Raw genomic sequence first — 16887 nt, 5'->3', positions numbered from 1 at the left:
GGACGTCCACCGTGGCACGACGACAGAGACAGACGTGGATGGCGCTCGCGACGGTGGCGCTGCTCGCCACGGGCTGCGCGGATCCATCCGGGCCCTCCGAGCAGCCCACGCCCTATGACTGGAAGCTGCCGGCGGGCTTCCCCGTCCCGCGCGTGCCCGAGGACAACCCCATGTCGGAGGCGAAGGTCCAGTTGGGCCGGCGCCTCTTCTATGACAAGCGCCTGTCGCTGAACGGCACGCAGTCCTGCGGTTCCTGCCACGAGCAGGCCCGGGCCTTCACGGACGGTCGCGTGCACGCGGTGGGCAGCACGGGGCAGACGCACCGCCGCAACGGGCAGGGGCTGGCGAACGTCGCGTACGCGACCAGCCTCACCTGGGCCAACTCCGCGCTCACCACGCTGGAGGCGCAAGCACGGGTGCCGCTGTTCGGAAGAGACCCGGTGGAGCTGGGGTTCGCGGATCAACAGGACATCTTGTTGGAGCGGCTGCGCGCCGACCCGGACCTGACGGCCCGCTTCGCGGAGGCGTTCCCGGGTGAGGCCACGCCGGTGTCGCTGGCCACGTTGACGCGGGCGCTGGCGGCGTTCGAGCGGTCGCTCATCTCCGGCACGTCGCCGTATGACCGCTATCTCTACGGCAAGGACGTGGACGCGCTGAGCCCCGCGGCGAAGCGGGGCCTGCAGCTGTTCCTGTCCGAGCGCATGGAGTGCGACCACTGCCACTCCGGCTTCAACTTCCAGGACGCGACCGTGCACGAGACGACGCCGGAGCCGGCGCTGCCGTATCACAACACGGGGCTCTACAACGAGGACGGCCGCGGCGCGTATCCCATCGGGGATACCGGCCTCTACGAAATCACGGTCCGGCCGGAGGACATGGGGCGCTTCCGCGCGCCGTCCCTGCGCAACGTGGCCGTCACCGCGCCGTACATGCACGACGGCAGCGTGGCGACGCTCTCCGACGTGCTGGACCACTACGCGGCGGGAGGCCGCGCGAGGGCGGCGAACGGAGGAAAGCCGAGCCCCCTGCAGAGCGCCTTCGTGCGCGGCTTCGAGCTGACGCCCGACGAGAAGGCGGACGTCATCGCGTTCCTGGAATCGCTCACGGACACCGCGTTCCTGAGCGACCCGCGCTTCGCGGATCCCGCCACCGTGCCGTGACGGAGCGCGCCCGCGCACGAGCCATGGACAGACATCCCCGCGTCCAGCAAGCCGCGAACTTTGCACCCTGACATCGGATTGCCATTGGCCTCGCATTGATTGCCATTGGCGCCATCGGTAGCCTCTCACTCCCCGTCACAGGAGAGGTGCCATGCGCCGTCTGCTTGCTGGAGTCTCCGCCGTCGCCGCGATGTCGCTGTCGTCCGCTGTCTGGGCCTCGGAGTCCCGAGCGCCTGAAGGCATCCAGTCGCTGGGCGCAGGTGATGCGGTCGCGGCCTGCTACGTGGACACGCCCGCTTGGGAGTACCTGCAACCCGGCTCCTGCTTCTCCATGGGCAGCGCGTACACGACGCAGGTCGTCTTCGGGGTGCAGGGGATTGATCAATCCGGGGGCCGCTACGTCGTGCAGTTCCTGGATGGGACCTGCCAGTCGACCGGGTACACCCTGGATGAGGGCAACATCTGCCTGCGCACCATCTCCCGCTACCAGACGCTGAGCCAGCGGGTGCAGGTCTACGACACGTGGACGGGACAGTGGTCGGGCGTCCTCACCGCGTATGCCTCCTACGAGGGGCTCGACTGAGCTCCGTGCAGCGGTGGGCGGTGCTGACGTGCATGGCCCTGCTGCTCGCAGGCTGTGCCTCGTCGCCGTCCCACGGGGGCACGTGGCGCTACGGAACACCGGCGTCGCGGCCCACATGGAGTCCCTGGGCGGGAGCTTCCCGGAAGGCTTCCGCGCAGGCTCCTGAAGACAGGGAATGGGCCTGCGACGGTCAGGCACCGCCGCCCGGCTGGCCCGACCTGGACCGCAGCGAGCAGCGCCTCGCGCCCTTTCTGTCCTGTGCCTCGCCTGCGGCCTTCGTGGCCATGCAGCGAGGGGTGGACATGCCCCGGCTGGTGGATGGCCTGGACGACTGGGATGCAGTCCGGCTGGGAGCCCTGGGCCCGCTGGACGCGAAGTCCTCCAGCATCCTTCAACGCAAGCGCGCGGCCTTCCTCGTCACGGCAGTCGAGCAGTACGGCCCGCCGCGCGCCGAGGTGTTCGCCCTCTTCATCCTCCACACCACCTTCGATGACGAGCTGCGCGAGCTGCTTCAGCACCTGGCCCGCGACAAGCAGTTGGGCGAGACGCTGGGCGCCATGCCCGTCGCGCGCGAGGAACTGCTGCGCCGTGGCTTGAAGGTCGCGGCGTATCCGGAGCGCGAGGAGCGGGCCGGCGACGTGCTGCGGGGGCTGGGCCGCGCGGGGCGGGATGCGCTCTCCAGTACCGAGGTGAGCGCGGGCGCCCACTACGTGGACTTCACGAAGAAGCGGGCCCCAATTGCCTCCGCCGTATCAGGAAGCGCTCGACGCGGTGGAGCGGGCCCTGATGGCGGGGCACTACTCGCCGGGCAATGTGGTGCTGGGCGGCTTTGATCATCTGACGTTCGGCGTCCCGATGGGCTTCTTCCATCTGCTCGCCGGAACGGCGCAGGGCGCGGCGTCGCTGACGAAGGGCCGGTACGAACAGGCCACGCGAGAGCTGGTACCGGCCGCGCTCATGGTGGCGCTGTACGCCGGAGGCAAAGGCGCGCGGGCCCTTCGCGAACGGCCCGCCTTCGACGTGGAGGCCCTCAAGGCGGCGGTGGAGCGTCTCGAAGATCAGCTCGGCGTGAATGCCACGCGAGAACTGTTGCGCCAGCTCCGCGCGAGCCGGGAAGGAGCCCTCCTCGCGGCCGAGTGGGGAGAAGCAGGAGCACTGGCGCTCTACGAAGCGCGAGGCAACGCGGCGAAGGCACAGGCCCTGCTGGCGGAGGCAAGCCGTGACCGCCCGGGCGCCGGAAGAAATGGAGGCACCGCCGCGCTATCGAAGGACTTCGCGGGAGTGCCACCGGAGGTCCTGGAGGCGCGGCTCGCACAGGTGGAGTGGGAAGCCACGGGTCCACGTCTGCCCCGCGAGGTGTCCTTCCTCAAGGAACATCCGCCGGAACGGGATGCGCCGCCGGGAGCCGAAAGCCACCCACTCTGGACCGAGTACGTGAGCTACCGGGAGGCCCGGCTCGCGGAACTGGAACAGGGCAAGCAGGCGAAGGGGCCACTGAAGTGGGAAGGCTACCTGGACCTGCGCGGCCTGTTCGTCCGAGGCCTCATGTTCGAGAGGACCATGGTCGCCCGTCTCCGAGCAGACGCGGCCCTACCCCGCGCACAGCGCCAGTGGCTCAAGGACTTCGAACAGCCTCGAATTGAAACGCACGTTGGAATGACGAAGGCGGACCTGCGCTTCGCGGACGTGCTGGTCGTCGAAACGAAGCCACCGTCAGGACAACCGCCTCGCATGGAGACCCTTAGCTTCAAGAGCCGCGACCTGCGTCAACTCAATCAGCAGGCCTTGACGGCCCAGATGAGTGCGGACGCGCGTGCCGCTCTTCGTTATTACGGCGAAACCGTGAACGTCCGCAGACCTGGGCTCGAAGGACCAGCACGAATTCGTCGAGTGCGCCTCATCTACGAGGGTGGCGACTTCAAGCCAAGGGGTGCGGCAATCCTGAAGAACGCCTTGGAGGAAGTTGCTGAGAGCGTCCACGGCGTGGAGGTCCGATTCCAATGACCACGCAAGAGCATCATGAGTTGGGAATAGAGGACCACCTTCTCCTCTCGTTCAATGGCGCCTGCAATACGCCTGGTGACCTCGAGAAAGAACTGGCGCCCTTTCTCCAAGCACTTGAGTCAGGTGCTGGGGCGTGGATGCCCGAAGTCGTCAAGGGACGGCGACGTCGCAAGTACACACGTGAGGCGGTCATCAAGGGCCTGACGGAATCACTCCAGGAAAAAAGTACTTCCGTGGGCCTCTATCACTCGACGGGCACCGCGTTGGACATGTCGCTCCGGCTCCGGTTTCCCCCCCTTCCTCCAAGCCTGCGAATCTGGGGCAACGTGAGGCCGCTTGACCTGTTCGCGGATGAAGCCCGTTGCCAGTCGTTCGTCGAAATGGTCCGAGCCTGGGCCATCCACTACCCCGTCACCCATGCCTCGGCCCACAGCCTCGCTGACAAGGAACTGGCAGACTTTCCCTCTTTTGGCCGAGACAACGAGACGACCTTCCGGGACGGCTTCGACCAGATCTACGCCGTGTACTGGCTCAACGTCTTCGGCGCGAAGCTCGTGGAGACCGTGGGCCGCGAGCGCATGCGCTCCACGCCCGCCCACCGTGTCGAAGAACTCCCCGACGGCTCCTTCCTCCTCGTCACCTGGCCCACCGCCGCGGACTTCGCCAGCGAACCCGCGCGCGTTGCCCAGGCCCGCGCGTGGGTCCACCTCCGGCCGGACCTGGACTTCTACACCGTGATGGCCACCCTCCGTGAACGGAGCGCGACCCTCGCACCCGTCGAACCCCGCTTCACTCCAGACATCGCCGCGCTGCTCTCGCGCCTGCCCGAATACGCGTCCCTGGGCCAACAACAACGGCGCATCGCCGAGCTCAACGCTTACGTCCCTCCGGAGCCGGAAGAATGGCTCCCGGTGCACTCCGCCCTCCCTCCAGACGTGGCCGACCCGAAAGCAGCCCTCGAGCAGTACGCGCACCTCGCGGAACGCCTCATCGCACTGCTCCACACGCCCGTGCCCTCCGTCCTCAAGATGTCCCCCGAGTCGCTCACGGACATCGACTTCCACTTCTGGAAGGAGACCTTCCCGGACACTTTCGAGCGGCACAATGTCGATGCCATCGCGGTCCCCGCCGTGGGGGCCTACCTGGGCGAGGTGCTGGTCAAACACCTGGGTGGACAGTGGCTCCCACGCAAGCAGTGGATGGAAGCCCAGGTCCGCGTCGGTGACCGCGTGTGGCTCCCCTTCGCCCGCGCCCACCGCTACATGCGGTCCACCCAGTCCCTGCTGGACCACTCCCTCACCCAGCTCTACCGCGTCGCGGAACGCCACTCCCGCTGAAGCAAGCGCTACCGCGACGGCGGCTTGAGGTCGTCCGGCAGGCGCTCCAGCGGCGGACGCTCCAGCGCTCCCGGCCGCTCGACACCGGAGGCCGTGCCCGCGTCCTCCACGATGGTGCCCGCGTCGGTCTGCCCCGAGGGCTCGGGCGTGACGGGCTTGTCCGAACAGCCGGCGAGGACGCCGACACACAACATGATGAGCCAGTGGCGCATGGTCGCTGTCTCCCGTGCCTAGTACTTCACCCAGATGACCGTGCCCGGGTGGATCTGCGTGAGCGCGGTGACACCCTGTTCCTTCTCGATGAGCGCCTGCGTCACCGGGTTGAAGCTGTACGCCTGTGACCCGGACCAGACGATGAGCGCGTCCTTGAACACGGTCAGGTCGTGCACGTGCTCCTGCACCGTGTACTGGTTCCAACCCGGCAGCCGCGAGGGCAGCAGGTACAGCGACGGAGCCGGGTTCTCCGCTGGCGCCGTGCCCGCGTCGCCGTCGTGGCTGTGCTCGCCCCCGGCCGTGTTGGACCACTCCACCACCGTCTCCACGCCCGCCGGCGTGCGGCACGTCTGCGTCGTGGGGAAGAACACCGAGGTGAACGGCTTCGCGGGCAGCTTCATCCGCAGCCCCAGGTGGAAGAAGTGCGTGTCCGCTGCCTTCACCTCGCCCGTGGGCCGCGTCCACGTCACCGCCGTCACGTTGCCGTTGGCGTCCTTCTCCACCTCGGCCTTGCCGAAGACGGAGTCCACCGGGCGCACGCCCGTCACGCCCTCGGGAATCTGGACGCGCATCCTGTACGTGTCCGCGCCATCACAGCCGTGGCTCACCGTGAAGTCCGCCTCGAAGGTCGCGCCGGCATGGGGAGGCGTGGCCCCCGCCACCGTCGCGTGCGCGAAGGCCGTGGAGGACAACAGCGAACCCGCGACGACGCACAGCGGCCCCAGGAAAGGCTTCATCAGGTGGCTCCAGGAAGGAGGGAGCCGCCCGGATAGCAGCGTCCCCGGAAGCAGCCGCTGCGGTCATTTGTCGCAGCGCTCGCACCCGCCCCTCACGACACACACGCGCAGGGGCCGTGTCGGACCTGCCCCGTATCCTCCGGAAACACTCTCCAGACGAATCCAAGGAATCCCATTCTCACCAGCAATTCACAGACACAAGCGACGTTCCTGCGACGTCACGGCCACGGGAAGCCGGTCAGGGCAATGGACCCATACACTCAGCGTGTTCCCGTCACACGATCCGATGTGTCACGTTTACACGGGCATCGCGCGCAGTATCCGGTGAACGGAGGAGGTCCCCGGGTTTCCGACCTTGGGGGTCGTTTGAATGTTCCTCCGTTCGCGCGATGAAGTGACTCGCGGCCCCGACGCTCTCCGAATTCCGTCACCATGAAATTCGCACCCTGCTCCGCTCTTGATTCACGAGCCCCCGCCGTGCCCGGCGCTCGGCAAGGCTCCAATGTGGGTGGGGGGGGATTGCTCGCGCGCGCGCCAGACGATACATGCGCGAGACAACGCGCCTTCACGGCGGGTGCTGCTTGCGACTGACCTCTTGAAACCCTGTCTCGCCGGGCGACAGCTTCCCCCCGGCCCCTGAATCCGCGTCTCCGTGCTCCCCGTGCACGGAACACCCCCGCCTCCCAGGAGTCGCGTTCATGCCCACTGGAACCCTGCCCGGTTCTTCCCCGGCCCCCGACTTTGCGTTTTCCACTCTGGTTGAATTGCTGCGCGTCCGCGCGAGCACCCAGGGCAGCCGTCGCGGCTTTACGTTCCTGCTGGATGGGGAGACGGACGAAGCGCACCTGACGTACGCGGAGCTGGATCAGAAGGCCCGCGCCATCGCGGCGGCGCTCCAGGCGCGTGGGGCGCAGGGGCAGCGGGCCCTTCTGCTGTATCCGCCCGGGCTGGACTACATCGCCGGGTTCTTCGGCTGTCTGTACGCGGGCGTCATCGCGGTCCCCATCTATCCGCCCGACCCCATGCGTCTGGCGCGCACGCTGCCGCGCCTGCTGGCCATCAGCCAGGACGCGCAGGCCACCATCGCCCTCACCACCGACTTCATCTACGGCATGGGGGAGATGCTCTTCGAGCAGGCGCCGGAGCTGCGGGAGCTGCACTGGATCGCCACGGACACGCTGGACGCGGAGGTCGCCGAAGGCTGGAAGGACCCCGGCGTGGCCACGGACACGCGGGTGTTCCTCCAGTACACGTCCGGCTCCACGTCGTCGCCCAAGGGCGTGGTGCTGACGCACGGCAACCTGCTGCACAACTCGAAGCTGATCCACTCGTGCTTCGGGCACTCGCCGGACAGCCAGGGCGTCATCTGGCTGCCGCCGTACCACGACATGGGCCTCATCGGCGGCATCCTGCAGCCCCTGTACGGCGGCTTCCCGGTGACGCTGTTCTCGCCGGTGGACTTCCTCAAGCGCCCCATGCGCTGGCTGGAGGCCATCTCCCGCTACAAGGCGACGACGAGCGGCGGGCCCAACTTCGCGTTCGACCTGTGCGTGCGCAAGTCCACGCCGGAGGAGCGCGCGCAACTGGACCTGAGCCGCTGGGACCTGGCCTTCAACGGCGCGGAGCCCATCATGCCGGACACGCTCCGGCGCTTCGCGGAGGCCTTCGGTCCGCAGGGCTTCCGCTCGGAGGCCATCTATCCGTGCTACGGCCTCGCGGAGGGCACGCTCATCGCCTCTGGCGGTGACAAGCGCGAGCTGCCGGTGCAGCGCACCGTGGACGCGGGCGCGCTGAAGGACAACCGCGTGGTGGCGAAGGAGGCGGCGACGCCCGGCGCCCAGACGCTGGTGGGCTCCGGCCGCAACCTCACCGACCAGAAGCTGGTCATCGCGCATCCGGAGACGGGCGCGCCCCTGCCGGCGGGCCAGGTGGGCGAAATCCGCGTCGCGGGGCCCAGCATCGCGCAGGGTTACTGGGGCCGCGACGAGCAGACGCGGAACACGTTCCAGCAGCCGCTCGCGGGCACGGGTGACCCGACGCCGTTCCTGCGCACGGGCGACCTGGGCTTCCTCGCGGACGGCGAGCTGTTCGTCACGGGCCGCCTGAAGGACCTGATCATCATCCGCGGGCGCAACCACTACCCGCAGGACATCGAGCGCACGGTGGAGTCCAGCCACCCCGCCATCCGCCCCGGCTGCACGGCGGCGTTCTCCATCGAGCAGGACGACGAGGAGCGCCTCATCGTCGTGACCGAGGTGGACCGCCGCGCGGTGGAGCGCGACGGCGTGGACCTGGACGCGCTGGCGCAGGGCATCCGGCAGGCCGTCGCGGCCGGACACGACCTGCAGGCCCAGGGCGTGGTGCTGCTCGGGCCGGGCGCCATCCCGAAGACGTCCAGCGGGAAGATCCAGCGCTTCGCCACCCGCGCGGAGTACGTCGCGGACACGCTGGAGGCGCTGCACAAGAGCGTCCTCGCCGCCGCGCCGGTCCAGGCGCCCGAGCCCGTGAAGACCTCGACGGCCGCCGCGCCCGAGACCGCCGCGCCCGCGCCCGTGGGCCCGGACACCAGCATGCTGCGGAAGATGCTGGCGGTGGTGACGGACACGACCGCGCGCCGGGCCATGGTGGCGGTGTTCCTCCAGGAGCAGGCCGCGCAGGTGCTGCGGCTGCCCACCGCGCAGGTGGACGCGAACAAGCCGCTGCACGCCTACGGCGTGGACTCGCTGATGGCGGTGGACTTCAAGAGCGCCGTGGACGCGGGCCTGGGCATCGACCTGCCGCTGTCCGATGTGCTCCAGGGCGTGTCGCTGTCGAAGCTGGCGGAAGTCGTCGTGACGCTGATGTCGGCGCCTCCGTCCCAGCAGGCCTCCAGCGCGGTGGCCGTGACGTCCGCCACGGGTGACGCGCCCCTCTCCGGGGGTCAGCAGGCGCTGTGGTTCATGCACCAACTGGCGCCGGACAGCGCGGCCTACCACGTGCCCGTCGCGGTGCGCGTGCGCGCGGGGCTGGACGCCAACGCGCTGAAGGGCGCCTTCGAGGCGCTGGTGGCCCGCCACCCCGCCCTGCGCACCACGTTCGTCATGGCGGCCACGGGCCCCGTGCAGCGCGTGCACGCGGAGCTGCCGCTGGACTTCTCCACCACGGACGCGAAGGGCTGGAGCGACGCGCAGGTGGCGGAGCACCTGTCCGCGGAGGCCCGCCGCCCGTTCGACCTGGAGAAGGGGCCGCTCTTGCGCGTGCGGCTGGTGTCGCGGTCCGCCGAGGACCACGCGCTGCTCATCGCGATGCACCACATCGTCACCGACTTCTGGTCGCTGGCGGTGATGGCGGAGGAGCTGGACGCGCTCTACCCGGCGCTGAAGCTGGGCAAGCGGCCGTCGCTGGCGCAGCCCGCGCGCACCTACGCGGATTACGCGCGCTGGCAGGCGGAGATGCTGACGGGGGCTCGCGGCCAGGCGCTGGAGAAGTACTGGCGTGAGCAGCTGTCCGGCACGGTGCCGGTGCTGGACCTGCCCACGGACCACCCGCGTCCCCCGGCGCAGACCTTCAACGGCCGCGTGCACACCACCCGGCTGGACGCGACCGTCGCGAGCGCGGTGAAGACGCTGGCGCGCGACCACGGCGCCACGCCGAACATGGTGCTCCAGACGGCGTTCCAGGTGCTGCTGCACCGCTACACCGGCCAGCAGGACTTCACGCTGGGCGTGGTGAGCGCGGGCCGCGGACGCGCGGAGCTGGCGGGCATCACGGGCTACTTCGTCAACCCGCTGGTGGTCCGCACGCGCCCCGCCCCCACCCTGTCCTTCACGGACTACCTGGCCCAGACGCGCCAGACGATGCTGGGCGCGCTGGAGCATCAGGACTACCCGTTCAGCGCGCTGGTGGACCGGCTGCAGCCGGTGCGTGACCAGAGCCGCTCGCCGCTGTTCCAGGTGATGTTCGTCTACCAGCGCGCCTCCAAGCTGGACGAGCGCGGCCTCACGCCCTTCGCCCTGGACATCCCGGGCGCGAAGTCCACGGTGGCGGGCCTGCCCATCGAGTCGCTGGTCCTGTCGCACGGCGGCGCGCAGTTCGACCTCACGCTCACCATGGGCGAGGCGGACGGCGAGCTTGTGGCCTCCTTCGAGTACAACACCGACCTCTTCGAGGCCGGCACCATCGAGCGCATGGCCGGGCACCTGGCCACGCTGCTGTCCGGCATCGCCGCGCAGCCGGGCCGCGCGCTCGCGGGGCTGCCGCTGCTCACGCAGGCTGAACAGCGTCAGCTGCTGGAGACCTGGAAGGGCCCGCGCGTGCCGCTCACGCAGAAGGACATGCTGCCCGCGCTCTTCGCGGCGCAGGTGGCCCGCACGCCCGATAACGTCGCGGTCCTCTTCAAGGACGCGCAGCTCACCTACCGCGAGCTGGACGCGCGCGCGGGACAACTGGCCGCGTGGCTGCGCGGCGCGGGCGTGAAGCCGGGCGACATCGTGGGCATCTGCCTGGAGCGCTCCGTGGAGACGCTGGTGTCGGTGCTGGCCGTGATGGCGGCGGGCGCGGCGTACGTGCCCATCGACCCGGCCTACCCCTCCGAGCGCGTGGCCTTCATCCTGGGCGACACGCACGCGCCGGTGATCATCACGCAGTCCTGGCTCCAGCGCTCGCTGCCCGCCGGCACCACCGCGCGCACGCTCTTCGTGGACCAGCCGCTGGACGGCGCGCTGTCCTCCGCGCCCGCCGCGACGGTGCAGTCCGGGGACCTGGCGTGCCTCGTCTACACCTCCGGCTCCACCGGTCAGCCCAAGGGCGTGATGCTGGAGCACGGCGGCCTCGCGAACCTCGTCCGCTCGTTCGTGGAGTCCTACGCGCCCACGGCCACGGACCGGATGCTGCCGCTCACGTCGGTGGCGTCCGCCAGCTTCGTGGGTGAGATCCTCCCGCTCCTGTGCACGGGCGGCGCGCTGGTGCTGCCCACCGAGGATGAGATCCTCGACCAGGAGAAGCTCTTCCAGCTCATCACCCGCCACACCGTCACCATCGTGAGCACGGTGCCCGCGGTCATCGCCGGCCTCAACGCGCGCCTGGAGCAGCTGCCGCCGCTCAAGCTGGTGCTCTCCGGCGGAGAGGCGCTGGTGGCCAGCGACGTGGAGAAGCTGCTCGCCACGGTGCCGGTGGTGAACGGCTACGGCCTCACGGAGACGACCGTGTGCTCCACCTACCACCGCATGGCGGTGGAGGACCTGCAGGGCCACGCGTGGGTGCCCATCGGCCGGCCCGTCATCAACACGGACGTGTACGTGCTGGACGCGGAGCGCAACCTGCTGCCCGTGGGCGTCGCCGGTGAGCTGTACGTGGGCGGCCTGGGCGTGGCGCGCGGCTACTGGAAGCGTCCGGAGCTGACCGCCGAGCGCTTCATCGCGGACCCGTTCCATGCGGGCGAGCGCCTGTACCGCACGGGCGACCGCGCGCGCTGGCTGCCGGACGGCGTGCTCACGTTCCTGTCCCGCGCGGATGATCAGGTGAAGATCCGCGGCTTCCGCATCGAGCTGGGTGAAGTGGAGGCCGCCGTGCGCCGCCACCCCGCCGTGAAGGAAGCGTTCCTGATGGCGCGCGAGGACTCGCCCGGGGACAAGCGGCTGGTGGCGTACGTGGTGCTGGGCGAGCCCGCGCCCACGCACTCCGACCTGAACACCTTCCTCGCGGAAGCGCTGCCGCCGTACATGCTGCCGTCCGCGTACGTGCCGCTCTCCGCGCTGCCCCTGTCGCCCAACGGCAAGGTGGACGCGAAGGCGCTGCCCGCGCCGGAAGGGGCCCGCCTTGCGTCCGGCGTCGCCTACGCCCAGCCGCAGAGCGCGGTGGAGCGCAGCGTGGCGGCCATCTGGGCGGCCGTGCTGAAGGTGGAGCGCGTCGGCCTCAACGACAACTTCTTCGAGCTGGGCGGCAACTCGCTGCTCATCGCGCAGGCGCACCGGCGCCTGAAGGAAGAGCTGGGCGCGGACCTCGCGCTGGTGGACATGTTCAAGTTCACCACGGTGAGCGCGCTGGCCCAGCACCTCGCGAACAAGGGCGAGGACTCGGGCGCGGCCTCCCAGAAGATCAAGGACGAGGCGGAGCGCCGCCGCGCCGCCCAGGCCAAGCGTCAGCAGGCGCGCGGCCGCAAGTAACCAACGACTTTCAGGCACACCCCCAGGTTTCGAAGGACGGCTCCATGAGCACTGACACCCCCGAAGTGGATGGCATCGCGGTCATCGGCCTGGGTGGCCGGCTTCCCGGCGCGAAGACCATCGCCGAGTTCTGGAAGAACCTCACCGGCGGCGTGGAGAGCATCACGTTCTTCACCGACGAGGAGCTCATCGCCGAGGGCGCGGACCCCGCCATGGTCCGCGCACCCAACTACGTGAAGGCCCGCGGCACGCTGGGCGACACGGATCAGTTCGACGCGGCCTTCTTCGGGATGAACCCCCGCGAGGCCGCGCTGATGGACCCGCAGCACCGCGTCTTCCTGGAATGCGCGTGGGAGGCCATGGAGAGCGCCGGCTACAGCCCGGAGCGCCAGCCCGGCCGCGTGGGCGTGTTCGGCGGCATGAGCATGAACACGTACCTGCTCTCCAACCTGTACTCGCACCTGGCGCACGTCGCGTCGGTGGAGAGCCTCCAGGCGTCCATCGGCAACGACAAGGACAGCCTCACGACCGAAGTGGCGTACCGGATGGACCTCAAGGGCCCGGCCGTCACGGTCCAGTCCTCGTCCTCCACGTCGCTCACCTGCATCCACTACGCCTGCCAGAGCCTCCTGTCGTTCGAGTGCGACATGGCGCTGGCCGGTGGCGTGTCCATCCACTTCCCGGAGAAGGCGGGCTACCTGTACCACGAGGGTGGCACCACGGCGCCGGACGGCCACTGCCACACCTTCGACGCGGAGGCCGCGGGCTTCGTCGCGGGCCACGGCGCGGCGGTGGTCGCGCTCAAGCGCCTGTCGGACGCACTCAAGGACGGCGACACCGTCTACGCGGTGGTGCGCGGCTCGGCGGTGAACAACGACGGCTCGCAGAAGGTCAGCTACATGGCCCCGGCCGTCGCGGGTCAGGCGGAGGTCATCGCGCTGGCGCAGGCGGTGGCCGGCGTGGATCCGGACTCCATCGGCTACGTGGAGGCCCACGGCACGGCGACGAAGGTCGGCGACCCGATTGAAGTCGCGGCGCTCACGCAGGCCTTCCGCCAGGGCACGGACAAGAAGAACTTCTGCGCGCTGGGCTCGGTGAAGAGCAACATCGGCCACCTGGACTCGGCGGCGGGCGCGGTGGGCTTCATCAAGGCGGCCCTCACGCTGCACCACAAGGTCATCCCGCCCAGCCTCAACTTCAAGACGCCCAACCCCGCGTGCGACTTCCCCAACAGCCCGTTCTACGTGAACACGGAGCTGCGCGACTTCCCCCGGGGTGAGACGCCGCGCCGCGCGGGCGTCACGTCGCTGGGCATGGGCGGCACCAACGCGCACGCCATCCTGGAGGAGGCGCCGGAGCTGCCCGCCACCGACAAGGCCCGCCTGCCCGCGCAGGTGGTGCTGCTGTCCGCGCGCACGGAGAAGTCGCTGGAGGTCGCCACGGACCGGCTGGCCGAGCACCTGCGCGAGAACCCCTCCGTGGACCTGGCCGACGTGGCGTACACGCTCCAACTGGGGCGCAAGCGCTTCGGCAAGCGCCGCGCGGTGGTGGCGCGCACCACGGCGGAGCTGGCCTCCGCGCTGGCGGAGCGCACCCCGGGCCGCGTCTTCAGCGGCAGCGCGGAGAACAGCGGCCGTCCGGTGATGTTCATGTTCTCCGGACAGGGCTCGCAGTACGTGGAGATGGGCCGCGAGCTTTACGAGACGGAAGCCACCTTCCGCGCGCAGGTGGACACCTGCTCGGAGAAGCTCAAGCCGCACCTGGGCCTGGACCTGCGCACGGTGCTCTACCCGCCCGCCGGGTCGCGCGAGCTGGCGTCGGAGCGCCTCAAGCAGACCGGGCTCACGCAGCCCGCGCTGTTCGTCATCGAGTACGCGCTGGCGAAGCTCTGGGAGTCGTGGGGCGTGACGCCGCACGCGATGGTGGGCCACAGCATCGGTGAGTACGTGGCCGCGTGCCTCGCGGGCGTCTTCAGCCTGGACGACGCGCTGGCGCTGGTGGCCGCGCGCGGCCGGCTGATGCAGTCCTTGCCCGCGGGCTCCATGCTCGCGGTGTCACTGCCGGAAGAGCACGTCACGCCCATGCTGCCGGAAGGGCTGTCCGTGGCGGCGGTGAACAGCCCGGCCACGTGCGTGGTCGCCGGTCCCACGCCGCTCATCGACGCGTTCGTGGAGACGCTGAAGCTCCAGGGCCTGGCGTCCTCGCGGCTGCACACGTCGCACGCGTTCCACTCGGCGATGATGGACCCCATCCTGGACGCCTTCCGCGAGGCGGTGCGCAAGGTGGCCCGGAAGGCGCCGACGAAGCCCTACCTGTCCAACGTCACCGGCACCTGGGTCACGGCCGAGCAGGCCACGAGCCCCGACTACTGGGCGAAGCACCTGCGCGGCGCGGTGCGCTTCGCGGACGGCGTGGGCGAGCTGCTCAAGGAGTCCGACGCCATCCTCCTGGAGGTGGGCCCGGGCAACACGCTCGTCACCCTGGCGCGGCAGCACCCGGACAAGGGCGCGAAGCACGCGCTGATCAACTCGCTGCGCCACCCGAAGGAGCAGGTCGCGGACCTGGACCACGTGCTGGCCACGCTGGGCCGGCTGTGGCTGGAGGGCGTGGAGGCGGACTGGGACGCGTTCCGGGGCGGGGAGAAGCGCCGCCGCATCGCGCTGCCCACGTCACCCTTCGAGCGTCAGAAGCACTGGGTGGACCCGCGCAAGGAGACCGCCGCCGACGGCGAGCGCTCCGAGTGGGCCTCCGCGGACCAGAAGCAGCCCGTGGCCCGCTGGTTCTACCTGCCGTCGTGGCAGCGCGCGCTGCCGTCGCCGCAGGGCGCCTGGAGCGAGAAGAAGGCCACCTGGTGGCTGCTGCTCCCGGACGACTCCAACGAGGGCCTGGGCACGCGGCTCGCGCTCAAGCTGGGCGAGGCCGGCCAGGACGTGGTGCGCATCACCCCGGCCGCCGTCACCGCGAAGCACGACGAGCACCACTGGTCGCTCGCGCTGGGCGGCGAGGCCACGGTGCTGGAGGCCCTCACCGCGCAGGGCCGCGCGCCGGACCACGTGCTGCACCTGGGCACGCTGGGCCTGGGTGACGCGCACGGCGAGGCGGACTTCGAGGCCGCGCTGGGCAAGGGCTTCCTGGGGCTCCTGTCCCTGGCCCAGGCCCTGGGCCGTCAGCCCGGCACGCGCCCCGTGTCGCTGGTCGCGGTGACGAACCGCATGCAGGCCCTGGGCGACGAGGCGCCGAACCCGGAGCTGGCCACGGTGCTGGGCCCGGTGCGGGTGATTCCGCAGGAGTACGGCCACCTGTCCGCGAAGGCCGTGGACGTGCGCCTGCCGGCCTCCGGCAGCTGGCAGGAGACGGCGCTGGTGGAGTCGCTGCTGTCCGAGGCCGCGACGCCCTCCAAGCTGGAGACCGTCGTCGCGTACCGCGGCGGCGCCCGCTGGGTGCAGCACTTCGAGCACGTGCCGGCGGACGCGCCGCGCGCCGCACAGCTCCCGCTGCGCGACGGGGGCGTGTACCTCCTCATCGGCGGCTTCGGCACGCTGGGCTTCTCCCACGCGAAGTCGCTGGCGAAGCGCGCGAAGGCGAAGCTGGTGCTCGCGGGCCGCACGGCGCTGCCGGAGCGCTCGCAGTGGGACGCGCACCTTACGGCCCATGGCGAGGACGACGCCGTCTCCCGCCGCATCCGTCAGGTGCGCGAGCTGGAGGCGCTGGGCGCCCAGGTGCACGTGACGGCCGTGGACGCGGGCAACAAGGTCCAGGTGAAGGCCGCGGTGGACGCGGCGCTCACGCACTTCGGCACGCTCAACGGCGTGGTGTTCGCGGCGGGTGACGTGGGGCAGGCGCTCTTCCGCGCCATCCCGGACACCCGGCCCGAGGACGTGCGCGACACCTTCCACGGCCGCGTGCGCGGGCTGTACGCGCTGGAGGAGGCGGTGCGCGGACGCTCGCTGGACTTCTGCGTGCTGTCGTCGTCGCTGGCGGCGGTGCTGGGCGGCCTGGGGCTGGCGTCGTACTCGGCGGCCACGTCCTTCATGGACGCGTTCGCCACGAAGCAGGCGCAGACCTCGCCGGTGCCGTGGATGAGCGTGGGCTGGGACGCGTGGCAGTACGAGTCCCGCGCGGGTGGCGCGCAGAGCCCGTTCGGCGCGCTGGCCATCACGTCCGCGGAGGGCGAGGACGCCTTCGAGCAGCTCTTCCAGCTGGGCGCCGTGTCGCACGTGGCCGTGTCCACGAGCAACCTGCGCGCCCGCGCGCGCAAGTGGGCCCAGCCGGCCGCCTCGCAGGAGAAGGCGGAGGCGAAGCAGGAGGCAGGGTCGTCCCTGGGCACCACGCCCCGGCCCACGCTCCAGAACGCCTACGTGCCGCCGCGCGACGCGCTGGAGGAGAAGATTGCCCACCTGTGGCAGACGACGCTGGGCATCGACCAGGTCGGCGTGCACGACAACTTCTTCGAGCTGGGTGGCAACTCGCTCGTCGGCGTGAAGCTGATTGCCCGCGTGCGCGAGCAGTTCGGCGTCGCGCTGCCGGCCGTCACCCTCTACGAAGGCCCCACCGTGGGGGCACTGGCCAAGCTGCTCAAGGCCGCCAGCGGCACCGAGGACACGGAACCCGCGCCCGAGGAGACCGAGGCGCTCAGCCGCGGGGAGCGCCGCCGTGCGCGCCGCGCGAACCGTCAGGGCGACGCCGCCTCCGACGAGGAGTAGCCGTCCC

General features: G+C 70.4%; 7 protein-coding genes and 1 pseudogene. 6 read left to right on the top strand and 2 right to left on the bottom strand.

Annotated features, from left to right (window positions below):
• Window positions 1-38 precede the first annotated feature (38 nt).
• The 4 genes and pseudogenes from JYK02_RS04370 (at window position 39) to JYK02_RS04355 (ending at window position 5084) form a co-directional block, all read left to right on the top strand.
• Window positions 39-1160: a methanobactin export MATE transporter MbnM gene (locus tag JYK02_RS04370; RefSeq protein WP_207048686.1), complete on the top strand. Its 1122-nt coding sequence runs from the start codon at window positions 39-41 to the stop codon at window positions 1158-1160.
• 151 nt (window positions 1161-1311) lie between these two features.
• Window positions 1312-1743, top strand: coding sequence for a hypothetical protein (locus JYK02_RS04365; protein ID WP_207048570.1), 432 nt, complete (start codon window positions 1312-1314; stop codon window positions 1741-1743).
• 302 nt (window positions 1744-2045) lie between these two features.
• A pseudogene (locus JYK02_RS04360) lies at window positions 2046-3747 on the top strand (hypothetical protein).
• Between the two features lie 326 nt (window positions 3748-4073).
• On the top strand, window positions 4074-5084 hold the full coding sequence (locus JYK02_RS04355; RefSeq protein WP_347402424.1) for a hypothetical protein: 1011 nt from the start codon (window positions 4074-4076) through the stop codon (window positions 5082-5084).
• Between the two features lie 8 nt (window positions 5085-5092).
• Here JYK02_RS04355 and JYK02_RS04350 read toward each other — a convergent pair whose 3' ends face one another.
• Window positions 5093-5296, bottom strand: a complete 204-nt coding sequence (locus JYK02_RS04350) for a hypothetical protein (protein WP_207048568.1) — start codon at window positions 5294-5296, stop codon at window positions 5093-5095.
• 18 nt (window positions 5297-5314) lie between these two features.
• A complete protein-coding gene (locus JYK02_RS04345; RefSeq protein WP_207048567.1) occupies window positions 5315-6034 on the bottom strand; it encodes a YcnI family copper-binding membrane protein in 720 nt (239 codons plus the stop codon).
• Window positions 6035-6732: 698 nt separating this feature from the next.
• On the opposite strand from JYK02_RS04345, the gene JYK02_RS04340 reads away from it, so the two are divergent.
• Entirely contained in the window at window positions 6733-12177 is a 5445-nt protein-coding gene (locus JYK02_RS04340; protein WP_207048566.1) for a non-ribosomal peptide synthetase, read from the top strand.
• Between the two features lie 44 nt (window positions 12178-12221).
• Complete coding sequence (locus tag JYK02_RS04335) at window positions 12222-16880, top strand: type I polyketide synthase (RefSeq protein WP_207048565.1); 4659 nt, start codon at window positions 12222-12224, stop codon at window positions 16878-16880.
• The last annotated feature ends 7 nt before the right edge of the window (window positions 16881-16887 follow it).

This window comes from Corallococcus macrosporus, assembly GCF_017302985.1.
In the GTDB taxonomy this organism is placed as follows: domain Bacteria; phylum Myxococcota; class Myxococcia; order Myxococcales; family Myxococcaceae; genus Corallococcus; species Corallococcus macrosporus_A.
The sequence above is the reverse complement of the archived record's forward strand: the minus strand, read 5'-3'. Positions and strand labels throughout refer to the sequence as shown.